This is a genomic window from Dokdonella fugitiva, assembly GCF_014138265.1.
GTDB classification, from domain to species: domain Bacteria; phylum Pseudomonadota; class Gammaproteobacteria; order Xanthomonadales; family Rhodanobacteraceae; genus Dokdonella_A; species Dokdonella_A fugitiva_A.
In genome coordinates, this window is the sequence record NZ_JACGXL010000004.1 from 129,128 (window position 1) to 152,626 (window position 23,499).

Genomic DNA, 23,499 nt, shown 5'->3' on the forward strand with positions numbered 1-23,499 from the left:
TTCGCAGCTGCACCTTCCCCCTGAGGAGTACTCCATGCCCACGACCTGGATCCACCGCGGTCTCGCCGCGGCCTGCCTCGCCTGCGATGTCTCGACGGCACATGCCGTCATGCTCGATCAACACGGATTGGGGCAGGTCCTCGTCTATCCGTACTACACGGTCAACAGCGGCCAGGACACGCTGCTCACGATCGTCAACACGGCCGACGTCGGCAAGGCCGTGCACGTCACGTTCCGTGAGGCCTACAACGGTCGCGAGACGCTCGCCTTCAACCTGTTCCTGTCCCCGCACGACGCCTGGAGCGCCGCGGTGTCGACGATCGACGGCAGCGCCGGCAGCGGCGCGCGCCTGCTGTCGAGCGACTCGAGCTGCGTGCAGTCACTGGCCTATCCGGCGCCGTTCACGACGACGTCGTTCGACGCGAGCGCGCCCGCGCCGTCGCGCGAGGACACCGGGCCGACCACGCCGGCGCGCACGCGCGAGGGCATGCTCGAAGTCATCGCGCTCGGCGACGTCGTGCCGGGCAGCGCGACGGCGGTCGCGATCACGCCCGCGGGCAGTACCGGCGAAGGCACACGCTCGTGCAGCCTGCCGGCGCAGATCGCCGCCGACCTCGTCGCGCCGACCGGCGGGCTGGCGGGAAGCGGCGCGATCGCCAACGTCGGCGAAGGCACGTTCTACACCTACACCGCCGACGCGCTCGTCGGCTTCACGCATTCCCTGCTGTGGACCGGAACCGCGGCGGCACCCGACCTGTCGAGCGCGCGTTCGTCCGCCTCGCGGTTCCCGAACGGCGCGATCGCCAACGTGTCGACATCGTCCGGCGACGCGTTCGCGCTCGACTACGAGAACGCGATCGACGCGGTCAGCGCCGTCTTCATGGCCGACTCGATCTACAACGAGTTCGTCATCGGCAACGCACTCGGCGCGAACACCGATTGGGTCATGACGTTCCCGACGCGCCAGTTCTACGTCGACAAGGCACGCCATCCCGGCGCCGACGTGAATCCGTTCGCCGAGCCGTTCGGCGCCACCGCCAACGGCGAATCGCGCGTGTCGGCCTCGACCGAAGCCCTGTTCGATCGCGAGGGCGCGTCGGCGTGGCCGGCGTCCGGCAATTGCGGATCGCCGCCGTTGTGCCCGAGCCACGTCGTCTTCCCCGGACTCGGCTACCAGGTCAGCGTGCTCGCGTTCGCGAACACGCCGGCCAGCGGCGTGTTCGGATCGCAGCGCAGGGTGCTGCCGATGTTGACCACCCAATGGGATTCGTTCTGGACGCACGCGGACACCGGCTCCCTCGCGCTCGATCTCGCGAACGGCGATCAAGGCCAGCATCACCTGAGAGCCGGCACGACGAGCGATGGCGTGCACGTGCAACTGACCGGCCTGCCGGTCACGGGCTTCATGGCGTACAACGTCATCAATACCCAGGCCGCGCCCGGTCGGCTCGCGAACTATGGCGGCACGTTCCGCCACCGCTCGCTCGCGCACTGCACATCGGACGCCGACGCAGCCGATCCCTGCCAGTAATCCCGTCGCCCGCCTGCCGCGCCGCCGAGGCCTCGGCGGACGCGGCTCAGGCCACGTGCAGCACGAGCGCGAGCACGAGCGCCGCGTACGCTCCGGCGATCACGTCGTCGAGCATCACGCCGACGCCGCCGTGGATGCGGCGATCGGCCCACGATACCGGCCACGGTTTCCAGACGTCGAACAGGCGGAACAGGCCGAATGCGACGGCGACCCACGGCCATCCGCGCGGCGCGAGCACGAGCGGCAGCAAGGCGATCCACTGGCCGACGAATTCGTCGCAGACGACCGCTCCGGGGTCGGCGATGCGCAGGCGGTCGATCGCGACGTTCGACGCCCACGCGCCGATCGCGAACGCGATCGCGACGACCAGCACGTAGTACGGCGCGTCGAGTTCGCGCAATGCGAGCCACGGCAGCAGGGCCGCCGCCGATCCGGCCGTGCCCGGCGCCCGGGGACTGAGCCCCGAACCGAAGCCGCACGCGATCCATCCGCCCGGGTGGGCGAGCAGCGCGCGCCGCTGCGCGGCGTCGAGCCTCACGCGAAGTGGTCCCAGCCGGAACGTTCGGGCACGAGCTCGCTGCCGTCGCCGTCGAACAGGCGCACGCGCTCGCCGGCGACGACGCGGCCGATGCGCGTCGCGCCGCAGCCGATGCGCGCGAGGTCGCGCTGCACGTCGCCCGCGCGCGCGGCCGGCACGCAGAACGCGAGTTCATAGTCGTCGCCGCCGGTCGCCTGCAGCACGAGGCGTTCTTCACGCTCGAACAAGGCCAGCAACGCCGACGACGCCGGCAGCGCGTCCGCGTCGATCTCGATGCCGACGCCGCTGCGTTCGGCGATATGGCCGAGATCCGCGAGCAGGCCGTCGGAGACGTCGATGCACGCGCTCGCGACGTCGCGCAGCGCAGCGCCCGCGGCAATGCGCGGCGTCGGGCGGTTGAGGCGTGCGACGAGCGTCTCGCGCGTGTCCGGCGGCGCATTGAACAGCGCCTGCGCCCGCGCGTCGCGGCGATCGAGGCAGCGCAGCCCGGCCGCGGCATCGCCGAGCGTGCCGGTCACGAACACGAGATCGCCTGCCTGGGCACCGTCGCGGCGCAACGCACGCCCCGGCGCGACGAAACCGTGCACGGTCACGCCGATCGCGAGCGGGCCGCGCGTGGTGTCGCCGCCGACGAGCGCGACGCCGTGCTGCGCGGCGAGTTCGGCGTAGCCGTCGATGAAATCGGCCACGAATTCGCGCGTGGCCTCGGGCAGGGTCAGCGCGAGCAGCGACCACGCCGGTGTCGCGCCCATCGCGGCGAGGTCGGACAGGTTGACCGCGAGCGCCTTCCAGCCGAGGTCGCGCGCGGCGGTCACGGGCGGGAAATGCACGCCAGCGACGAGCGTGTCCGTGCTCACCGCCAGATCCTGCCCCGCGGGCACCGCGAGCAGCGCCGCGTCGTCGCCGATGCCGAGGCGGACGTCGGCACGGGCGACCGTGCAGCGCGTGCGGATCAGCTCGACGAGATCGAACTCCACGCGCCCTCCGGCAGGTTACTTGCGCGCGCCGTACTCGGCCGGGCGGCACGTCGCGGCGAGCTTGTCGAGCACGCCGTTGACGTAGGTGTGGCCGTGCTCGGCACCAAAACGCTTGGTGGTCTCCACGGCCTCGTTGATGACCACGCGGTACGGTACGTCGATGCGTTCCTGCAGCTCGTACGCGGCGATGCGCAGCACCGCGCGCTCGATCGGGTCGACGCGCGCGATCTCGCGGTCGAGGAACGGCGTGATCGCCGCGTCGAGTTCCATGTAGGAGCGCACGACACCGCGCACCAGTTCCTCGAAGTACTCGAGATCGGCGATCTGCATGTCCTGCTCGTTGCGGAACTGGTCGATCACGCCGTCGATGCGGTTGCCGCTCATCTGCCAGGCGTAGATCGCCTGCAGCGCGCGCCGGCGGGCGCGCGAACGCGCGGCCGGATCGATGCCGGCGGGATGCGGGGTATTCGTCACAGCTGTCTCCACAGATCGGCCATTTCCAATGCGGCGAGCGCGATTTCCTCGCCCTTGTTGCCGTGCGCGCCGCCGGCGCGCGCTTCCGCGTCGGCATGCCGCTCGACCGCGAGCACGCCGTTCAGCACCGGCACGCGGTGTTCGAGCGCGACGCGCATGAGGCCGTCGGCGCAGCCGTCCGCGACGTGTTCGTAGTGCCGGGTGTCGCCACGCACGACGCAGCCGAGCGCGAGGATCGCCGCGACGCGGCCGCCACCGGCGAGCCTGGCCGCGGCCTGCGGGATTTCCCACGCACCGGGCACGCGCACGAGGTCGATCGCGCCGTCGTCGACGCCGTGGTCGCGCAAGGTGCGCCGTGCACCGTCGACCAGCGCCTCGACGATGCGCGGGTTCCAGCGGCTGGCGACGATCGCGTAGCGCGCCGTGGGGCGGAGTTCACCGGCGTAGGTCGGCATCGGGACGGCGTTCGTGGCGGGTGGTCAAGTGTATAGGCTCGCGCGGCCGGGCGCCCTCAGGCGCCGCGGACGGCGTCCTCGTGGCCGACCACTTCGAGGCCGAAGCCGCCGAGCCCGACGAGCTTGCGCGGCGTGCCGAGCACGCGCAGGCGCCGCACGCCGAGGTCGGCGAGGATCTGCGCGCCGAGGCCGAGCCGGCGCCACTGCGCCGGCGTGCCGGCATCGGCCGGCGCGTCGCCGCGCAGTCGGTCGAGCAGCGCCTCGCCGCGATCCTCGCCGGCGAGCACGACGACGACGCCGCGCTCCTCGGCGGCGATGCGCCGCAACGCCGCAGTCACGGTCAGGCCGAGATCGTCGCGCTCGAGGTGCAGCACGTCCGACAGCGTGTTGCGCACGTGCACGCGCGTGAGCACGGGCGCACCGTCGTCGACGACGCCGCGCACGAGCGCGAAATGCAGCTCGCGCGCGAGCACGTCGCGCCAGGCGACGAGGCGGAAGCGGCCGAACTCGGTGTCGACCATCGCCTCGTGCACGCGCTCGACGGTCTTCTCGGTTTCGAGGCGGTAGCGGATGAGGTCGGCGATCGTGCCGATGCGCAAGCCGTGCTTGGCCGCGAATGCCTCGAGTTCGGCACGGCGTGCCATCGTGCCGTCCTCGCTGAGCACCTCGACCAGCACGCCGGCCGGCTCGAGCCCGGCGAGCGCGGCGAGGTCGCTCGCCGCTTCGGTGTGCCCGGCGCGTGCGAGCACGCCGCCCGGCGCAGCCGCGAGCGGGAAGATGTGGCCCGGCTGCACGATGTCCTGCGGCCCGGCATCGGCGCGTACCGCGGTACGGATCGTGTGTGCGCGGTCGTAGGCCGAGATGCCGGTCGTGACGCCTTCGGCCGCTTCGATCGAGACGGTGAAGTTCGTGTGGTGCGGCGACGTGTTCGTCTCGACCATCGGTTTCAGGCCGAGCTGGCGGCAGCGCGCACGCGTCATCGACAGGCAGATGAGCCCCCTGCCCTCGCGCGCCATGAAGTTGACGTCCTCGGGCCGCACCTTCTCGGCGGCCATGATGAGGTCGCCCTCGTTCTCGCGGTCCTCGTCGTCGACGACGACGACCATGCGGCCCGCGCGGATGTCGGCGAGCATTTCGGGGATGGTGGCGAAGGACATGGTGGTGGCCTGGTTCGTTGCTCTTCATGCCCTCGAGCGGGCATCCGTTTCGATCGTGCGAGGCGAACGCGTCACCGACCGCGCCCGATTTCAACCCGGATCGGCTCCCGCGCCGGCGAGCCTTTCGGCGTATCGCGCCATGAGGTCGACCTCGATGTTCACGGCATCGCCGACGCGGCGCGCGCCGAATGTCGTCACGGCGAGCGTGTGCGGAATCAGCGTCACGCCGAAGTCGGCGTCGCCGACCTCGTTCACCGTGAGGCTCGTGCCGTCGACGCAGATCGAACCCTTGACCGCGATGTAGCGCGCGAGCGCACGCGGCACGCGGAACCGCCAGCGCTGCGACGCGCCGTCGTCGTCGATGCCGAGCACGGCACCGACGCCGTCGACATGGCCGGAGACGAGATGGCCACCGAGGCGATCGGCGAGGCGCAGCGCCTTCTCGAGGTTGACGCCCACGCCCGCGACGAGGGTGCCGAGCGTCGTACGCGCGAGCGTTTCGGCCGACACGTCCGCGGCCCAGCGCGCGCCGTCGATCGCGACGACGGTGAGGCAGACGCCCGCCACCGCGATGCTGTCGCCGATCGCGACGTCGGCGAGGTCGAGCGCGCGCGCGTCGACGACGAGCCGCGCATCGCCGCCGCGCGCGTCGAGCGAGACGACGGTGCCGACCGCCTGGATGATTCCGGTGAACATCGTGCGCTCCTAGTCCGGTCGCAGCAGCAGGCGGATGTCGTCGCCGACCACGCGCTGCTCGTGCACGCGCAAGCGTGTGCGATCCGCCATGCGCGCGAGCGGCGGCAGCGCGAGCAGCGCGCGCGCATCACCGCCGAGCAGCACCGGCGCGACGTACAGCAGCAACTCGTCGACGAGGCCTGCGCTGAACAGCGCACCGCACAGCATCGGCCCGGCTTCGACCTGCACTTCGTTCATGCCGCGCGCAGCGAGCAGTGCGAGCACGGCCGCCAGGTCGAGACCGCGCGCGTCGCGTCCGAGCGCGACGAGCTCGACCGCGTCGAAGCGATCGTCCGACGGGCGCGCGGCGGCCGCGTGCAACAGCAGGGTCGGCGCGCTGCCGTCGAGCACGTGCGCGCCGCGCGGCGTGCGCAATGCGGAATCGAGCACGACGCGCAGCGGTGCGACGGCCTGTGCGGGCGCGTCGGCGAGGCGCACCGTGAGGTGCGGATCGTCGGCGCGTACGGTACCGCTGCCGGTCAGCAGGGCCGAGCTGCGCGCGCGCCAGCGTTGCACGTCGGCGCGCGCGGCCTCGCCGGTGATCCATTTCGATTCGCCGCTCGCGAGCGCAGTGCGGCCATCGAGGCTCGTCGCGAGCTTCAATCGCAGCCAAGGACGGCCGCGCTCGACACGCGCGAAGAATCCACGGTTGAGTTCGCGCGCCGCCTCGCGCATGAGGCCGGTCTCGACGACGATTCCGGCCGCGCGCAGGCGCTCGAGCGCGCCACCGGCGCACTGCGCGACGTCGTCGGTGGCGATCACGACGCGCGCGACGCCCGCGGCGATCAACGCGTCCGCGCACGGCGGCGTGCGGCCATGCAGGCCGCAGGGTTCGAGCGTGACATAGGTGGTCGCGCCGCGCGCGGCGACGCCCGCGGCCTGCAGCGCATGCACTTCCGCATGCGCTTCGCCGGCGCGCCGGTGCCAGCCCTCACCGACCACCTCGCCGTCGCGCGCGATCACGCAGCCGACGCGCGGGTTCGGCTGGGTCGTCTCGAGGCCGTGCGCGGCGAGGCGCAGCGCGTGCGCCATCAGCGCATGGTCGTGCGGCGAGAACACGTCAGCTCTTGGCCTTGCCCGGCTTCGCGTCGCCGAGCAGCGACAGTTGCAGTCCCTCGAGCGACGGCAGGTCGCGCTCGAGCTTCTCGATCTCCTCGCGGAACGCCTGCACGTCCTCGAAGCTGCGATAGACCGAGGCGAAGCGCACGTAGGCGACGTGGTCGAGCGTCTTCAGCTCGCGCATGACGAGCTCGCCGACGCGCATCGACGGCACTTCGCGCTCGCCGCTGCGACGCAGGCTCTCGACCACCGCGCGCACGGCGGCATCGACCTGTTCGCTGCCGACCGGGCGCTTCTGCAATGCGCGCATGAAGCCGGTGCGCAGCTTGTGCTCGTCGAACGCCTCGCGCCGGCCGTCGCCCTTGACGACGTTGGGCAGCTTGATTTCGGCTGTCTCGAACGTGTTGAAGCGCTCGCCGCAGGCCTCGCATTCGCGCCGGCGGCGGATCGTGCTGCCGTCGTCGGAGACGCGCGAGTCGATCACGCGGGTGTTCTCGTGCTGGCAGAACGGGCAGTGCATCAGGCGGCCCTGTCGATGCGCGCGTGCTCGACGGCCGCGTCGACGAATGCGCGCACGAGCGGCGGGCAGCGCCCGTCGAGCGCGGCGCGTTCATGCTGGAACAGGGTGGCGACGAAGAACGGGTGGCCGTCGAGTTCGAGCGCCCGCACGTCGCCTGCGTCGTCGACCGCGGCGATGCGCAATGGGCTGCCCCCGATCGCCGCGCGGAAGGCCGCGCCGAGGCCGTAGCGGCAGTGGTAGCCCTCTTCGATGCGCGCTACGCCGTAGGCGCGCGCGCTGCGCGAGCCGGCGACGAGGTGCACCGTGTCGCGCACCTCGACGAGCGCGCAGCTGAGCGGCACGACGACCGCGCGGGCGGCGTCCGGCGCGGTCTCCGCGTGGTCGGCATCGGCCCAGCCGAGCACGTTGCGCGCGTACTCGACGACCGCGTGCTGGAAGCCGCCGCAGGTGCCGAGGAACGGCCGTTGCGCCTCGCGGGCGTGGCGGATCGCGCGGAGCGCGCCGTCCATGTCGCGATACGGGCTCGCCGGCACGCACCAGAGCGCATCGAACGCGGCGAGGCGCGCCGCAGCGTCGATCGTCTCCGTGCCGACCCACTCGACCTCGAGCGCCTGCGCGGCGGCCTCGCCCGCGAGCGCGAGCGCACGCGGGATCGCGCGGTGCGCGACGACCGCGTCGTCGCGATCACCGATCAGGCCGATGCGCAGCGGTCGCATCGTCCGGTCCTCAGCCGTACACCGGGTACGTGCGGCACTGCGCGGTGACCTGCGCGCGCACGCGCGCGATCACGCCGGCGTCGCCGGGCGCGTCGAGCACGTCGCAGATCCAGTTGGCGAGGTCGACGCAGTCCTGTTCCTTGTAACCGCGCGTGGTCACCGCGGGCGTGCCGACGCGCAGGCCCGAGGTCACGAACGGCGAACGCGGATCGTTCGGCACCGCGTTCTTGTTGACCGTGATGTGCGCTTCGCCGAGCGCGGCCTCGGCGTCCTTGCCGGTCACGTCGCGGCCGATCAGGTCGATCAGCATGAGGTGGTTCTCGGTGCCGCCCGAGACGATCCGGTAGCCGCGCGCGATGAACGCATTCGCCATCGCCTGCGCGTTCTTGACGACCTGGCGCTGGTAGTCCTTGAATCCGGGCTCGAGCGCTTCCTTGAACGCGACCGCCTTGGCCGCGATCACGTGCATGAGCGGACCGCCCTGGATGCCTGGGAAGACGACGCTCTGCAGCTTCTTGACGAGGTCGTCGGAGGCGTTCTTCGCGACGATGATGCCGCCGCGTGGGCCGCGCAGCGTCTTGTGCGTGGTCGAGGTGACGACGTGAGCGTGCGGCAGCGGGCTCGGGTACACGCCCGCGGCGACGAGGCCGGCGATGTGCGCCATGTCGACGAACAAGACCGCGCCGACCTTGTCGGCGATCGCGCGGAAGCGCGCCCAGTCGAGCACTTGCGAATAGGCCGAGAAACCGGCGACGACCATCTTCGGCTTGTGCTCGAGCGCGAGCCTTTCGACCTCGTCGTAGTCGACGCGGCCTGTCGCCGGATCGATGCCGTACTGCACCGCGTTGAAGATCTTGCCGCTGAGGTTGACCTTCGCACCGTGCGTGAGGTGGCCACCGTGGGCGAGGCTCATGCCGAGGATCGTGTCGCCCGGGCTCAGCAGCGCGAAATAGACCGCCTGGTTCGCCTGCGAACCCGAGTGCGGCTGCACGTTCGCGTAGTCGGCGTCGAACAGCTGCTTGACGCGCTCGATCGCGAGCGACTCGGCGATGTCGACGTACTCGCAACCGCCGTAGTAGCGCTTGCCGGGATAGCCTTCGGCGTACTTGTTGGTCAGCACCGAACCCTGCGCCTCGAGCACGCGCGGGCTCGCGTAGTTCTCCGAGGCGATCAGCTCGACGTGGTCCTCCTGGCGCCGGCGCTCGGCAGTGATCGCCTGGGCGAGTTCGGGGTCGAAACCTTCGATACGGGCATCCTTGGAAAACATCGGCGCGTCACCTGGGCAGGACGGGGGAACCGTTCATTTTACCGGTTTATGCGCGCCGCGGCCGGTTTCGCCGGCGACGCGATTTGGCCGTCCGAACGGGAGGCATGACGAGCACCCCGTCGATCGGCGATAATGCGCGGCTATCCCGCAGATTTCACGCCCGGAGCGCCCTCGCGGCCCCGGTGCCTCCACGCCCGGAGTCCAGGCATGCAATACATCTACACGATGATCGGCGTCAGCAAGATCGTCCCGCCCAAGCGCCAGATCATCAAGGACATTTCGCTGTCGTTCTTCCCGGGCGCGAAGATCGGGCTGCTCGGCCTGAACGGTGCCGGCAAGTCGACCGTGCTGAAGATCATGGCCGGCGTCGACACCGACTACCAGGGCGAAGCGCGCCCGCAGCCGGGCATCAAGGTCGGCTACCTCGCGCAGGAACCGCAGATCGACCCCGCCAAGACCGTGCGCGAAGCGGTCGAGGAAGGCGTGTCCGAGGTGCTCGACGCGCAGAAGCGGCTGGAGGAGGTCTACGCCGCCTACGGCGAGGAAGGCGCCGATTTCGACAAGCTCGCGGCCGAGCAGCAGCGCCTCGAGAACATCCTCGCCGCGTCCGACGCGCATGCGCTCGAGCGCCAGCTCGAAGTCGCCGCCGACGCGCTGCGCCTGCCGCCGTGGGACGCGGTCGTCGGCAAGCTGTCCGGCGGCGAGAAGCGCCGCGTCGCGCTGTGCCGCCTGCTGCTGTCCAAGCCGGACATGCTCCTGCTCGACGAACCGACCAACCACCTCGACGCCGAATCGGTCGAGTGGCTCGAGCACTTCCTCGCCGATTTCCCGGGCACGGTCGTCGCGGTCACCCACGACCGCTACTTCCTCGACAACGCGGCCGAGTGGATCCTCGAGCTCGACCGCGGCCGCGGCATCCCGTGGAAGGGCAACTACTCCTCGTGGCTCGAGCAGAAGGACGAGCGCCTCAAGCAGGAAGAAAGCCAGGAGAAGGCGCGCCAGAAGGCGATCCAGCGCGAACTCGAGTGGGCGCGCCAGAACGCCAAGGGCGGCCGCAGCAAGGGCAAGGCGCGCCTCGCGCGCATCGAGGAGCTGCAGTCGGTCGACTACCAGAAGCGCAACGAGACCAACGAGATCTTCATCCCGCCCGGCGAGCGTCTCGGCAACTCGGTGATCGAGTTCAAGGGCGTGTCGAAGTCGTTCGGTGACCGCCTGCTCATCGACGACCTCAGCTTCGTCGTGCCGGCCGGCTCGATCGTCGGCATCATCGGCCCGAACGGCGCCGGCAAGTCGACTCTGTTCAAGATGATCACGGGCCAGGAAGCGCCGGACAAGGGCGAGATCGCCAAGGGCCCGACCGTCAACATCGCCTACGTCGACCAGAGCCGCGAGAAGCTCGAGGGCAACCACAACGTGTTTCAGGAAGTGTCCGGCGGTGCCGACATCCTGAACATCAACGGCATCGAGATCCAGTCGCGCGCCTACATCGGCCGCTTCAACTTCAAGGGTCCGGACCAGCAGAAGCTCGTCGGCTCGCTGTCCGGCGGTGAACGCGGCCGCCTGCACCTCGCCAAGACCCTGCTGCAGGGCGGCAACGTGCTGCTGCTCGACGAACCGTCGAACGACCTCGACATCGAAACCCTGCGCGCACTCGAGGACGCCCTGCTCGAGTTCCCTGGCAACGCGTTCGTGATCTCGCACGATCGCTGGTTCCTCGACCGCATCGCGACCCACATCCTCGCGTTCGAAGGCGACTCGCACGTCGAGTTCTTCCAGGGCAACTACCGCGAATACGAGGAAGACAAGAAGCGTCGCCTCGGCGACGAGGCCGCGCAGCCGCACCGCCTGCGCTACAAGAAGCTGGCCTGATCGCGACGCGGCGTCCGCGCCGGAAGGCCTGACCGTGAAGGACGCGAAGGAAGAGCGAGAGAACGTCTTTCCTTCGTGTCTTGCGCGTCCTTCGTGTTTCAGTCTCGCCTCGCGATCCATGCAAACGACCGAAGGAGGGATGCCGTGACGTTCATGCAATCGCTGCAGGCGGCCTGGCGCCGCAACGACTCGCTCGTGTGCGTCGGGCTCGATCCGGAGCCGGCGAAGTTCCCGGCGCGCTTCGCCGGCGACGCCGACGCGGTATTCGCGTTCTGCCGCGCGATCGTCGACGCGACGGCCGACTTCGCCTGCGCGTTCAAGCCGCAGATCGCGCACTTCGCCGCGCTCGGCGCCGAGGACGCGCTGCAGCGGCTGGTCGCGTACATCCACGCGACGCACCCGGGCGTACCGGTCATCCTCGACGCGAAACGCGGCGACATCGGTTCGACCGCGCAGAACTACGCGATCGAAGCGTTCGACCGCTACGGCGCCGACGCGGTCACCGTGAACCCGTACCTTGGCCGGGATTCGCTGCAGCCGTTCCTCGATCGCGCCGACAAGGGCGTGGTGATCCTCTGCCGCACCTCGAACGCGGGCGCAGGCGACCTGCAGGACCTCGTCGTCAACGGCCGCCCGCTCTACCAGCATGTCGCGGCGAAAGTCGCGCGGGAATGGAATGCGCACGGCAACTGCCTGCTCGTGGTCGGCGCGACCTGGCCGCAGCAGCTGCGCGAGGTACGCGCGATCGTCGGTGACGTGCCGTTCCTGGTGCCCGGCGTCGGCGCACAGGGCGGCGACGTCGAAGCGGTCGTCACGAACGGCTGCACGACCGACGGCACGGGCCTGCTCGTGAGTTCCTCCCGTGCGATCCTGTATGCGAGCCGCGGCGACGATTTCGCCGATGCCGCGCGTGCGGCGACGCTCGCGCTGCGCGACGACATCAATCGCCATCGCCGGGGCGTCTAGGGCGGCACGCGTGGGCGTGCCGCCGTCGAGCCGCGACGCTCAGTCGTCGGCGGCGTCTAGGCCGGGGAAAAGCACCTCGGTGTAGCCGAATTTCGTGAAGTCCGCGATCCGCGACGGATACAGGCGTCCGATCAGGTGGTCGCACTCGTGCTGCACGACCCGCGCATGGAACCCGTCGGCGACGCGATCGATCGCCGCGCCCGCGGGATCGATGCCGGTGTAGCGGATGCGCGTCCAGCGCGGCACCGCACCGCGCAGACCCGGTACGGACAAGCACCCTTCCCAACCGTCCTCCTGCTCGTCCGAGAGCGGCGTGATGGTCGGATTGAGCAGGATCGTGCGCGGCACCGCCGGCGCGTCCGGATAGCGTTCGCTGCGCTCGAAGCCGAAGATGACCAGCTGCAAGTCGACACCGATCTGCGGCGCCGCGAGACCGACACCGCCGGCGTCGAGCATCGTGTCGAACATGTCGCCGATCAGCGCATCGAGCTCGGTGCCACCGACCATCGCCGGCGGCACCGGCGGCGCGACGCGCAGCAGGCGCGGATCGCCCATCCTGAGGATTTCCCGGATCACCTGCCACCTCCACGGCGCCCGAGCCCGATTGAAACACGAAGTGCACGAAGGACGCGAAGGGAGCAAGAAGGACGAGCCTGAAAGACGGACGGAGAAAGCAAATCGAGCAGAGAGCCTTTCTCCGCGTGCTCCGTGTCCGATCTTTACAAGGCTTTTCCTTCGTGTTTCAGGCTTTGCTTTCGGCTCCGCTCCGGCCCGGCCGGTCCCCGGCGTGACGGCCGCCGCGTGGTGTGTTTTGATTAAGGGTCGCGACCGCTGGCCGTCGCCGATCCGAAGGGGTATCGAATGAGTTCCCAACCCGCCGCGGCCCAGCCCGTCGCGCAGCTCACCGTACGCGCGGTGATCCTTTCCGTCGTCCTCGCGGTGATCCTCGCCGCGGCGAACGCCTACCTCGGCCTGTTCGCCGGCCTGACGATCGCCACGGCGATCCCGGCCGCAGTCGTCTCGATGGCGGTGCTGCGCCTGCTCGGTGGCGGCACGATCCTCGAGAACAACATCGTGCAGACCGGCGCCTCGGCCGGCTCGTCGATCGCGGCGGGCGTGATCTTCACGATCCCGGCATTGGTCATGCTCGGTGCCTGGCAGGATTTCAAGTATTCCTGGGTGCTCGCGATCGCCGGCCTCGGCGGCCTGCTCGGCGTGCTGTTCTCGGTGCCGCTGCGCCGCTCGATGATCATCGAGGAACCGCTCGCGTTCCCCGAAGGCAAGGCGGCCGCGGAAGTGCTGCGCGCGGGCGAGAATCCCGGCCCCGGCGTGAAGATCCTCGCGGTGGCGGGCGCGATCGGCGCGGTCGTCAAGCTCGCCGCGGAGAGCGGCATGCGCCTGATCCCGGACAATGCGACCTGGTCCGGCTTCTTCGGCAAGTTCCTCGGCTACATGGGCACGAACCTGTCGCCCGCGCTGCTCGGCGTCGGCTACATCATCGGCCTCAACGTGAGCATCGTCGTGGTGTCGGGCAGCATCCTGTCCTACAACATCGCGATCCCGCTCTACCACGCATTCTTCATGAACCATGATCCCGCGCTCGCCGCGCAGCTCGCCGGTGCGAGCGCGGCCGACGCGGCGGCGCTGATCCGCTCGGCGCAGGTGCGCTACCTCGGCGTCGGCGCGATGCTCATCGGCGGCGTCTGGACGCTGTTCTCGCTGCGCAAGTCGCTCGTCTCGGGCATCAGGAGCGGCATCGCTGCCGCACGCAAGGGCGCCGGCGGCGCGGTCGTCGCGGAGACCGAGCGCGACCTGCCGATGAAATGGATGCTCATTGCGCTCGTCGCGTTCACCCTGCCGCTGCTCGCGCTGTACCAGGCGATCGTCGGCATGTGGACGGTCAGCGTGCCGATGACGATCATCATGATCGTCGCCGGATTCCTGTTCGTGTCCGTGTCGGGCTACCTCGCGGGCCTGGTCGGCTCGTCGAACAACCCGGTTTCCGGCATCACGATCGCGACGATCCTGTTCGCCTCGGTCGTGCTGATGCTGCTGCTCGGCCACGATTCGAAGATCGGCCCGGTCGCCGCGATCATGATCGGCGCGGTGGTCTGCTGCGCGGCGGCGGTCGGCGGCGACAACCTGCAGGACCTCAAGGCGGGCTACCTCGTCGGCGCGACACCCTGGAAGCAGCAGCTCATGCTCATGATCGGCGCCTTTTCCTGCGCGCTCGTGATGGCGCCCGTGCTCAACCTGCTGTCGGCCGCGTACGGCATCGGCCCGAAGACGCCCGACCATCCGAATTCGCTCGAAGCGCCGCAGGCGATGCTCATGAAGTCGGTCGCCGAAGGCCTCTTCGGCGGCCACCTGCCGTGGGACATGATCGGCATCGGCGCGCTCATCGGCGCCGCGATCATTGCGCTCGACGAATGGCTCAAGCGCCGCGGCTCGCATTTCCGCGTGCCCGTACTCGGTGCCGCGATCGGCATCTACCTGCCGATCGAACTCATGGTGCCTATCTTCCTCGGCGGCCTGGTCTCGTGGTTCGTCGAACGCGCGCACGGCGTGCACCCGCACGACGAGGCCGAGCGCGACCGCGTGCATCGCCCGGGCACGCTGTTCTCCGCCGGCCTCATCACCGGCGAGGCGCTGACCGGCATCCTGATCGCGATCCCGATCGTCGTGTCGCAACGCGCCGACGTCCTCGCCTTGCCGGAGAACCTGCATTTCGGCAAGTACGTGGGCCTCGTCGTGCTCGCGATCGTCGGCTGGCTGCTCTTCCGCAGCGCCGCTAAGAAGTCCGCCTGATCGTCAGCGCGCTGCGCGGCGCAAGCCGCGCAGCGCGAGCAGGGGCACCTGCAGCACGAAATGCGCCCAGATTCCCACGCGTACGAGCACGCGCAACAGCGGATTGCGCGCCGCCGGGTCGAACTTCGTGAAGTAGCGCCACAGGCCACGATGCTTGTGGCGCGCGACGAACAGCGGCCGCGAGCGGCTCGACCCGCCCTGCGCATGCGCGACGCGCACGCGCGCATCGATCGCGACGCGAAATCCCGCGTCGCGCACGCGCCGGCACAGGTCGAGGTCCTCGGCGTGCAGGAAGTAGCCCTCGTCGAAGCCACCGACCCGCTCGAACGCGATGCGCGGCAGCACGAGGCAAGCGCCGGAAACGGCCTCGACCGTTTCCAGGTCGCCCTCCGGCGCCGGCGGCATCTCGACACCCTGCAGCGCGGGCCAGCGTGATTCGAGGCGCGCGAGCCCGCTGAGCGTCGCGAGTGCGCGGCGCAGGGTGGGCTCCCGGCGGCGATTGCCGCGTGCAGGCGTGCCGTCGGGATCGGTCACCTGCACGCCGAGCACGCCGAGGCGCGGATCGGATGCGAGTGTCGTGCGCAGGCGCACGGCGAGGTCACGCGGCGCGATGCAGTCGGGGTTGAGGAACACGAGCACGTCGCCGCGTGCGATCGCCGCGCCGCGGTTGCAGGCGGGGCCGAAGCCGAGGTTGGCCGGATTGCGCAGCAGCCGCAGGCGTGCGTCCTGCGCATGCGCATCGAGCACGCGCTCGATGCTGCCGTCGCCCGATGCGTTGTCGACGAGCACGAGTTCCAGCGCATCGGCGACCGCGAGCACGGAATCGACGCAGTCGCCGAGCAGCGACCCGCTGTCGGCGGCGACGACGACGAAACTCGTGAGTCCGCTGTCGTTCGCCGCCACGGTGGATTCAGACCGCACCGAGCAGGCGTTCGCCCTGGTCGCGCGCGCAGTTCCACAACGCGGGCCACGCCTCGTAGAACCCGGCGAGTTCGTCCATGTCCGCGCGCAGGCGCTGCGCGCAGCCGGCGGCATCGATGCCGTCGGGCCAGTCGCCCAGGCGCGGCGCGGACGGCGCGATCAGCGCGCGACCGTTCGCCTCGATGATCGAACGGACGTCGGCCTGCCAGTAGATCGGTGCATCGGGCGCACCGTCGTACTGGCCCTGCAGCCGTTCGATGAGGTCCGCGCGCGAATAGGCGAGGTATTCCTGCAGCTGGCGCGCTCGCCCCTGCTCGCTCGCGCCGGCGACGTCGCGCAGGTGCGCCGCGAGCAACCCGAGCCGCTGCGCCGGGTCGTCGGCGCTGAATTCGGGCAGGCGCGTGCGGATGAAATCGGCGACGAAATAGTTGAAGCGCGGCGTGTGCGCGGCGAGCGTGGTCGGCGAGCGCTTGCGTTGCGCCTCCTGCACGTGACCGACGGCGACCGGCAGCTCGAGCATGAGCGCGCCGCCATGGCACAGCTCGGTCACGCGCGAGAAGAGCGCGTCCTCGCCGCGGCCATGCGGGTTCGTGCACGGCAGCAGTGCGCTGTTGTCGAGCGCGAACGGCGTGAAGTTCGCGACGCCGCTCGCACGCGCCTGGCGGAAGCCGTACCAGATGCTGCCCATTTCGACATTGCGCAGGTAGCTGTCGCGGTCGCGCGTGAACTCCGCACGGTCCTCCGCCGACAACTGGTAGAGCCACTGGCCGGCTTCCGAGCGCGAGCTGCCGTAGGCGCCGTGATGCGTCGCCAGCACCGGCGCGTCGCCGCGCAGGTGGTCGAGCCGGCTCAGGGTGAGCCCGCGCAGCGCGGCGGCTTCGATCGCGTAGCGGGACTGGCGGGCCACCGCGGCAAGCGGACGGCCGACTGCGGCGAGGTGCAGCTCGAACGGGTCTTCGTCGACTTCCTCGCCCGCGCCGAGCGCGTTCTCGATGTTGCGGAAGAAGCGCGTCGTGGCGGCGGCGGCCGGGTTCGGGTCGAGGCCTTCGCGGGCGTCCTCGAGCCGGCGCAGCGGCAGGCGGTGGTCGTCGTCGAGCAGCACGGCGCGCGCGCCCGCCGAGAGCAGCAGCGCGAGATTCCAGCCGCGGCCACCGCCGAAGCGGCTGCGTTCGCCGTTGCCGACGAGCAGGCCGGGCAGGATCGCCGCGGCGTGCGGCACCGCGCGTGCGAACTTCTCGACCAGGCGCTCGCGTTCGGCCGAACCGATGTAGGTGAGCTTGCAGCCGGTCGCGCGCGCGAACTCGCGCAGCAGGTCGCGGTGCCGGTTAGCAGCGTCGCGCGAGGACGAGTCGTCGACGAGCACGTAGTGCCGGTTCCCGCGGTATCGCCGCTCGTAGTCGGCGAGTGATGCGAGCAGGTGCGCGACCTGCTCGGGACGGTCGCAGGCGCGGATGAACACCGCGCGCAGCGGCGCGGGCTCGCGCTCCGGGGCAGTCGTGGTGCGCTCGAGGAAATCGCGGTCGGCGACGAGCAGGCAGCGCTTTACCAGGCTGTCGAGCACGCGCATGACGTCGTCGCGCTGCGCGGTCAGGCCGGGAATGGTCGTGAGGATGCGTGCAACGTGCTCGTCGAGCGTGCGGAACTCGCGCGCCTGATCGAGCGCCTGCAGCACGTGGAAGGTCATCACGTGCGTCTCGCCGCTGCGTTTGACCTGGAAGATGCACTCGCTGTTCGACAGCGACGCGACCACGCCGTCCTCGGACGCGTACAACGGCGCCGCGGGATCGATGCGCGGTTGCGCGGGAACCTTGGCGGGCTGCGCGCCGTAACTGATCTGGTAGTTGAATTCGCTCATGACCTATCGCTTTCGTCGCCACCAGCGCCAGTCGCGCGTCGGCGCGGGCTCGGACCGTGCACGCAATCGCTCGACTTCGGCCTCGAGTTCGGCGATGCGCCCACCGGCACCGATGTTCTTGCGGATTTCGTGATTGTAATGCGCGTAGACGGATTCGCCGGCATCGCCGAACAGCGACAGTGCGGGGAGGTCCGCGGGCAGGTCGCGTCGGCCGCACAGGGCGATGAAGTACAGCGGCGCATAGGCAAGCCCGGGCGCGACCTGCTCGGCTCGCCCGTCCGCCGTGAGCGTTTCGCAACTCGCCGGCGCGACGTCGTCGAGCGCCCACAGCGCCGACTGAAACAGCAGCTTCTGGCCGTACAGGCGTACGTGCGGGAAATGCGGCCGCAGCAACGCGAGCAGCTCCTCGCGATACAGCTCGCGCACGTGGAACTCGTTGCGGAAGCCGGCCTGGTCGCTGTAGGTGCGCTTGTCGGGCGAGGAAATCAGCAGCAGGCCGTCGTCGGCGAGCACGCGCGCGAAGCCTTCGAGCAACGCTTCCTGCGCGGCCAGGTGCTCGAGCGTCTCGAACGAGACGACGAGGTCGAACGTGCGGTCGGCGAACGGCAGCGCGGTCGCGTCGGCCTGCTCGTAGCGCAGCCGCGGGCGCGTACCGTAGCGCGCGCGCGCATGCGCGACGGACGCCGCGTCGACGTCGACGCCGACGACGTCCGCGGCGACCGAGGCGAGCAGCGCCGAACCGTAGCCCTCGCCGCAGGCGGCGTCGAGCACGCGCCGCCCGGCGGCGAGGCGCCGCGCGAACGCATAACGGTGCCAATGTTCGTACCAGATCTCGCGCACGCACTCGGGCGTGAAGCGTTCCCCGGTGAACGGCAGGGGGGAGTCGTCACTCATGCGCGGCATCTCCGGCAAGCGGCGCGCCCCACCGGTGCGCGAGGCGCACGAGGCCGAACTCGCGCGTCGCACCACGCACCGTGAGCGTGCGCTCCATCGTGTCGAAGACGCGCACGCCTTCCGGATCGAGCGGGTGGACGCGTACGGTATAACTGCCGGGCAGCAGCGGCAACGCGTCGAACGCGAGGCTGCAGGCGTATTCGCCCGTGCCGACGCGCTGCGGGGTGCGGCCGTCCATGTCCGTGCTGACGCCGTATACGGGCGTGCCGTCGGCGCGGGTCACACCGATCGCGACGCTCGGCACGCGGTCGTCGCGCGAGCGGATGCGGCAGTCCACGCGCAACGGCGCACCGAAATCCAGCAGCAGGGGCTGTTCGCCGGAGCGGCCGTCGAGGCTCATGCCGAGCACGCTGAACTCGACGTTGTGCCGATCCACGGCCGGCTGCGCCTCCTGCGGCGCGGATTTGCGCTCGTGCCAGGCGAGGTACGCCTGCGTGACGTCGAACACGTCGCCGGCCATCGCGACTTCGCCGTCACGCAGCCAGCATGCGTGCCGGCACAGCTTCTGGATGTGGTACATGCTGTGCGAAACGAGGATGAGCGTGCCGCCATCGTCGAGGTAGTCCTGCATCCAGCGCACGCACTTCTTCTGGAACGACTCGTCGCCGACCGCGAGCACCTCGTCCGTCACGAGCAGGTCGGGCTTGAGCGACGCGATCACCGCGAAGCCGAGGCGTACGACCATGCCCGACGAATAGTGCTTGACTGGCTCGTCGATGTAGTGGCCGATGTCGGCGAAGGCGATGATTTCGGGCAGGCGCCGGCGCAACTCGGCGCCGTCGAGCCCGTGCAATGCGGCGGCCATCGCGATGTTGTCGCGCCCGCTGTACTCGGGATGGAAGCCGGCGCCGAGCTCGAGCAGCGCGCCGACCTGGCCACGCACGCGCACCGATCCCGTGCTCGGCGTCAGCACGCCCGTGATGAGCTTGAGCAGGGTCGACTTGCCGGCGCCGTTGGCGCCGATCAGCCCGAGCGATTCACCGCGTCGCACGTCGAGATCGACGTCGCGCAGCACGCTGATCCGGTCCGCGTCGCCGCCGCTGAACAGCAGGCGGCCGAGCGCACGCAGGCGATCGCTGCTGCGATGCACCTTCGGGTAGGCCTTGCCGAGGCCACGCGCTTCGACGAGGAGCTCGCTCACAGGAAATCTTCGAAATGCGCGTCGAGGCGACGGAACACGACGATGCCCGCGGCGAGTACCAATGCGGCGACGACCACGGCGACGGCGACGGACTGCCATTCGACGCTGCCGTGGTGCAACAGCGCCACGCGGAATGCGTCCGCGTAGAACGTGAACGGATTGAGCGACAGCCATGGCTGCACGGCCGGTGGAAGCAGCGCACGATCGTAGAAGACCGGGGCGCCGAACATCATCAACGGCAGCAGCTGGCCCAGCAGTTGCGCGAGGTCGCGCACGAACACCTGCACCGCCGCGCAGGCGAGCGAGATACCGAGCGCGAGCGCGAACAATGGCACGTACAGCAGCAATGCGATCGGCAACCCGCGGATCGCGATGTCGCCGGTGCCGACGCGCAGGACCAGCAGGATCGCGACGAAGCCCGCGATGTGCACGGCGAAGCTCGTGCAGACGCTGGCGAGGACGAGGATTTCGCGCGGCAGGGCGACCTTGCCGATGAGCGCCGCGTTGTTCTGGATCACACTCGTCGAGCGCAGTATCGCTTCGGAGAACGCGTTCCACGGCCACAGCGCAGTGACGAGGAAGGGAACGTAGCCGGGCGCGTCGGCACCCGGAATTCGCGCCTTGAACACGTGCACGAACACGAACGAATAGACGCCGAGCTGGATCAACGGCTGCAGCAGGGCCCAGGCGCTCCCCGACAGGCTGCCGGTGAAGCGCTCGCGGAACTCGCGCTGCAGGAAGCGCAGTGTCAGCGTCGCCGGGGGCATGGCGTTCATGCGGAAGCCTGGTTGGCCGGTGGCCATGGTATCCGGCGACGGGCCGGTACGTGCGGTCGGGACCACGACCGCGCGCGGCCCCGTGCGCGGGTCAGTGCTTGGCGGCCGCCGGCGGTGGTTCCGCGGGGGCTCCGTAGCGCGAGCGCAGCGAAGCGACCGCCTGTTCATTGGCATCGATCGGCAGGTTGCGCAAGGTGTCGGTATGCAGTCGCACCTGCTTGTCGACGTACTCCGTGCGCAGGCGCGCGACGATCTCGTCCTTCACCTCGGCGAAGGCGTGCTGCTGTGCCGGCTTGCGATCGAGCAGCTTGATCACGTGGAAACCGTAGGTCGTACGCGTCACCGGCGAGACGTCGCCGACGTTCTTCAGTGCACGCGAAGCCGCCGCGAACTCCTTCGCGTACTTGGTCGCGCTGCCGGCATCCTCGACGCGTCCCTTGCCCGTGGCCTTGTCCGGATCTTCCGAATAGGTGTCGATGAGGGCATCGAACTGATCGGGATGCGCTGTCGCATCGGCGGCGACCTTGTCGGCGATCGCCTTCGCGGCTGCGATCTGCTCGGTGCGATCCATCGGTGTCTTGCCGTCACCGCGATCCTTGATCTTGATGAGCACGTTCTGCACCGTGAGGTCGGCCGGCACGCCGTACGTCTCCTTGCGCGCGATGTACTCTTCCTGTGCGAGCTTGCTGAAGTCCGGCAGCGCCAGTTCGGTCTTGAAGTGCTCGATGCGTGCAGTGGACAGCGCCTCTTCGTCGGGTGCCTTGCCGTCCTTCGCCAGCGCCGGATCCTTGTCGATGCCGAGCTTGCGCGCCTCGTTGGCGAGCTGGCGCTGCAGCAGCAGTCCGGTCAGCATCGTTTCGATGCGCTGCGGACTGCTGAAGAAGCCCGGACGCTTGCCTTCGGGGATGCGGCTGACGAACGCGTCGACATCCGCCATGGTGATGGTGGCGTCGCCCTGCGTCGCGACGACGTCGTCCGGCCGTCCGGCGGCAAGGCAGGAAAGGCTGCTGAGGAACAAGGCGGCCATGAGCATCGACCGCAATGGATTCGGCATCGGTGTGTTCCCGTCTGAAAATGAAGCGCGGCACCGAAGTGCCGCGCTCGTGGATGGCCGGCGTCGTCGACGCCGGCGTTTTTGCGCATGGACTACTGGCGCCAGGCTGCCGCCGGGCAGACGTTGCCGCTGCACTCAAGCGTCGACGCCTTGTCCGTCTGCATGATGTTGACGTAGTAGTTCGTGTTCGGCTGCAGGTTGCAGGTCGTGTTCGGGAATGTCGTTCCGAACCACCAGTACACCATCTGCGCGTCGGCGGACGGAACGTTCGGCACGAGGCACCCCGGCGAGGGCAGATGCGCGCTGAAGTCGCCGCACTCGGTGCTGATCGCCATGGTCAGGTTCGGCCCCGGGTTGGACGTCGGATTGAACCACGTGCCGGCGGTTCCCTGCGGCGGCGACACCGGCGTCTTGAAGTGGATGCCGACATAGCTGTCGCGCTTGAACGCGAGGATCGTCGGCGCGGAACCGGATACGCCCGGCCACGGCGTGATGCTTTCGCCGGGGCTGCCGGTGCCATGCCCCCAGATGTTGTCCCATTCCGTGACACTCACGCCGGGACGCGTGCCGCTCTGCGTGCCATAGCGCACGTCGCTCGTGACGAGCAGCGTGCGCGCGCCGTCAGCCGCCGAGATCGTCGCCGGACAGTTCCCGGCGGTCGGCGGGGTGACCGTGATGTCGCCCGTGGTACCGGTCGCCGAAGCGGAATTGTCCGAATTCCAGCACGTCAATGTCAGCTTGAGCGTTCCGGTCGCGGTAGACGGCACGACCACGTTGCGCGAATTGGCCGCGGTGTTGCTGACCGTGGTGACGGTATTCCAGTCGCCAAGCGACGTCGTCGCCACGCCAGCGAGGGTGCCCGTGCCGACGCAGCGCGCGGCATTCTGCATCTGCGGCCAGGTCACCGCGAAGGTGACGCCGGCGGTCGCCGTGGTCGGCGCCGTCAGCGGGACGGGATTGGGCGTCGGCCCCGGGGTAGACGGCTGCGGCACGTTCACACCCGACGTCGCGGCATAGCCGCTCGCGTTCGTGCAGGTGACGCTGAAGCTGTAATTGCCCGCGGCCGTCGGCGTGACCTGCACCGCGTGCGTGGCCGAGCAGGACGTCCCGTCCGTGCACGCGCGCGAACCGAGGTTCCAGCCCGTGATGCCGCTGCTGAAATTGCCGCCGTACGTGCATGCCGTCGCATCGGTCGAAGCCGACCAGATCACGTAGAACGGCGCGCCGACGGCGGGGGTGAACGGCGTACCCGGCGTCTGGCTGCCGGACGTCTGCACGTTCGCCTGGAACATCGAGGACGAACCGCCCACCGGATTGCACGCGCCCGGCTGACCGGCCGTGAGCGTGACGCCCGTGGCGCGCAGGCTCACGCTGCCCGGTGTCGTATCCGTGCTCAAGCCGGCGGAGTCGGTGACGGCGACGCAATTGCCGCTGGCGGTGTTGAGGTTGATCGTGGTCTGCGCGTGCGTGGACGACACGCATGCGAAGAGGAGGACACCGGCTGCGGGCGGCAGCAAACGCAGGGATTTCACGGGCATGTGACCTGGATGACGACGAGAGGACGGCGTCTACATTCTACCTGCCGGGTGATGATGTAGCCATAAACAACATGTTAATCCTTCTTCCGAAGCTGCGGCTCACGTCGCAATCCACTTGTAAAAGTCGATCCCCGGAAAAAAAGAAGGGGCCCTTTCGGGCCCCTTCCGTACATCGATCCAACAACCTG

The 23,499-nt window shown here is 69.7% G+C and carries 22 protein-coding genes; 4 read left to right on the plus strand and 18 right to left on the minus strand.

Features of this window, described 5'->3' with window-relative positions:
- Window positions 1-34: 34 nt before the first annotated feature.
- On the plus strand, window positions 35-1,531 hold the full coding sequence (locus FHW12_RS13095) for a hypothetical protein (protein WP_182531476.1): 1,497 nt from the start codon (window positions 35-37) through the stop codon (window positions 1,529-1,531).
- Between the two features lie 46 nt (window positions 1,532-1,577).
- Here the strand turns inward: FHW12_RS13095 and FHW12_RS13100 are convergent, their stop codons facing one another.
- From FHW12_RS13100 to glyA, 10 genes are all read right to left on the minus strand, one after another.
- Window positions 1,578-2,069 (minus strand): phosphatidylglycerophosphatase A family protein, encoded by a 492-nt coding sequence (locus tag FHW12_RS13100; RefSeq protein ID WP_182531477.1) that lies wholly within the window; start codon window positions 2,067-2,069, stop codon window positions 1,578-1,580.
- Window positions 2,066-3,046, minus strand: a complete 981-nt coding sequence (gene thiL / locus FHW12_RS13105) for a thiamine-phosphate kinase (RefSeq protein WP_182531478.1) — start codon at window positions 3,044-3,046, stop codon at window positions 2,066-2,068. Before thiL ends, FHW12_RS13100 begins: the two co-directional genes overlap by 4 nt.
- Window positions 3,047-3,061: 15 nt before the next feature.
- Window positions 3,062-3,520 (minus strand): transcription antitermination factor NusB, encoded by a 459-nt coding sequence (gene nusB, locus FHW12_RS13110; protein WP_182531479.1) that lies wholly within the window; start codon window positions 3,518-3,520, stop codon window positions 3,062-3,064.
- A complete protein-coding gene (ribH, locus tag FHW12_RS13115) occupies window positions 3,517-3,975 on the minus strand; it encodes a 6,7-dimethyl-8-ribityllumazine synthase (protein ID WP_182531480.1) in 459 nt (152 codons plus the stop codon). The genes nusB and ribH overlap by 4 nt, the downstream gene beginning before the upstream one ends.
- A gap of 56 nt (window positions 3,976-4,031) precedes the next feature.
- Window positions 4,032-5,132 (minus strand): 3,4-dihydroxy-2-butanone-4-phosphate synthase, encoded by a 1,101-nt coding sequence (ribB, locus tag FHW12_RS13120; RefSeq protein WP_182531481.1) that lies wholly within the window; start codon window positions 5,130-5,132, stop codon window positions 4,032-4,034.
- A 90-nt stretch (window positions 5,133-5,222) separates the two neighbouring features.
- Window positions 5,223-5,828 (minus strand): riboflavin synthase, encoded by a 606-nt coding sequence (locus FHW12_RS13125; RefSeq protein WP_182531482.1) that lies wholly within the window; start codon window positions 5,826-5,828, stop codon window positions 5,223-5,225.
- A gap of 9 nt (window positions 5,829-5,837) precedes the next feature.
- Window positions 5,838-6,899, minus strand: a complete 1,062-nt coding sequence (gene ribD / locus FHW12_RS13130) for a bifunctional diaminohydroxyphosphoribosylaminopyrimidine deaminase/5-amino-6-(5-phosphoribosylamino)uracil reductase RibD (protein WP_182531751.1) — start codon at window positions 6,897-6,899, stop codon at window positions 5,838-5,840.
- A 28-nt stretch (window positions 6,900-6,927) separates the two neighbouring features.
- A complete protein-coding gene (gene nrdR, locus FHW12_RS13135; protein WP_182531483.1) occupies window positions 6,928-7,446 on the minus strand; it encodes a transcriptional regulator NrdR in 519 nt (172 codons plus the stop codon).
- The gene (locus tag FHW12_RS13140; RefSeq protein WP_182531484.1) at window positions 7,446-8,162 is read right to left on the minus strand and encodes a CTP synthase C-terminal region-related (seleno)protein; all 717 of its coding nucleotides are present in this window, start codon (window positions 8,160-8,162) and stop codon (window positions 7,446-7,448) included. The genes nrdR and FHW12_RS13140 overlap by 1 nt, the downstream gene beginning before the upstream one ends.
- A gap of 10 nt (window positions 8,163-8,172) precedes the next feature.
- On the minus strand, window positions 8,173-9,429 hold the full coding sequence (gene glyA, locus FHW12_RS13145; protein ID WP_182531485.1) for a serine hydroxymethyltransferase: 1,257 nt from the start codon (window positions 9,427-9,429) through the stop codon (window positions 8,173-8,175).
- A 207-nt stretch (window positions 9,430-9,636) separates the two neighbouring features.
- Between glyA and ettA the strand changes: the two genes are divergently transcribed.
- Both ettA and pyrF read left to right on the plus strand, forming a co-directional pair.
- Window positions 9,637-11,298, plus strand: coding sequence for an energy-dependent translational throttle protein EttA (gene ettA / locus FHW12_RS13150; protein ID WP_182531486.1), 1,662 nt, complete (start codon window positions 9,637-9,639; stop codon window positions 11,296-11,298).
- Between the two features lie 144 nt (window positions 11,299-11,442).
- Complete coding sequence (pyrF, locus tag FHW12_RS13155; protein ID WP_182531487.1) at window positions 11,443-12,264, plus strand: orotidine-5'-phosphate decarboxylase; 822 nt, start codon at window positions 11,443-11,445, stop codon at window positions 12,262-12,264.
- A gap of 39 nt (window positions 12,265-12,303) precedes the next feature.
- Here pyrF and def read toward each other — a convergent pair whose 3' ends face one another.
- Window positions 12,304-12,840, minus strand: a complete 537-nt coding sequence (def, locus tag FHW12_RS13160; protein WP_182531488.1) for a peptide deformylase — start codon at window positions 12,838-12,840, stop codon at window positions 12,304-12,306.
- 285 nt (window positions 12,841-13,125) lie between these two features.
- Here def and FHW12_RS13165 point away from each other — a divergent pair, with 285 nt between their 5' ends.
- Complete coding sequence (locus FHW12_RS13165; protein ID WP_182531489.1) at window positions 13,126-15,072, plus strand: OPT family oligopeptide transporter; 1,947 nt, start codon at window positions 13,126-13,128, stop codon at window positions 15,070-15,072.
- 3 nt (window positions 15,073-15,075) lie between these two features.
- Here FHW12_RS13165 and FHW12_RS13170 read toward each other — a convergent pair whose 3' ends face one another.
- The 7 genes from FHW12_RS13170 to FHW12_RS13195 form a co-directional block, all read right to left on the minus strand.
- Window positions 15,076-15,975 (minus strand): glycosyltransferase family 2 protein, encoded by a 900-nt coding sequence (locus FHW12_RS13170; RefSeq protein WP_310735235.1) that lies wholly within the window; start codon window positions 15,973-15,975, stop codon window positions 15,076-15,078.
- A gap of 7 nt (window positions 15,976-15,982) precedes the next feature.
- Window positions 15,983-17,848, minus strand: a complete 1,866-nt coding sequence (locus tag FHW12_RS21315) for a hypothetical protein (RefSeq protein ID WP_259393046.1) — start codon at window positions 17,846-17,848, stop codon at window positions 15,983-15,985.
- Between the two features lie 3 nt (window positions 17,849-17,851).
- The gene (locus FHW12_RS13175) at window positions 17,852-18,742 is read right to left on the minus strand and encodes a class I SAM-dependent methyltransferase (RefSeq protein ID WP_182531491.1); all 891 of its coding nucleotides are present in this window, start codon (window positions 18,740-18,742) and stop codon (window positions 17,852-17,854) included.
- The gene (locus FHW12_RS13180) at window positions 18,735-19,943 is read right to left on the minus strand and encodes an ABC transporter ATP-binding protein (protein WP_310735236.1); all 1,209 of its coding nucleotides are present in this window, start codon (window positions 19,941-19,943) and stop codon (window positions 18,735-18,737) included. Before FHW12_RS13180 ends, FHW12_RS13175 begins: the two co-directional genes overlap by 8 nt.
- A complete protein-coding gene (locus tag FHW12_RS13185) occupies window positions 19,940-20,719 on the minus strand; it encodes an ABC transporter permease (RefSeq protein WP_182531493.1) in 780 nt (259 codons plus the stop codon). The genes FHW12_RS13180 and FHW12_RS13185 overlap by 4 nt, the downstream gene beginning before the upstream one ends.
- Before the next feature lie 91 nt (window positions 20,720-20,810).
- Window positions 20,811-21,773 carry a peptidylprolyl isomerase gene (locus FHW12_RS13190; protein WP_182531494.1) on the minus strand — a complete coding sequence of 321 codons (963 nt, stop codon included), beginning with the start codon at window positions 21,771-21,773 and terminating at the stop codon, window positions 20,811-20,813.
- 92 nt (window positions 21,774-21,865) lie between these two features.
- Window positions 21,866-23,305, minus strand: a complete 1,440-nt coding sequence (locus tag FHW12_RS13195; RefSeq protein WP_182531495.1) for a hypothetical protein — start codon at window positions 23,303-23,305, stop codon at window positions 21,866-21,868.
- Window positions 23,306-23,499 lie beyond the last annotated feature (194 nt).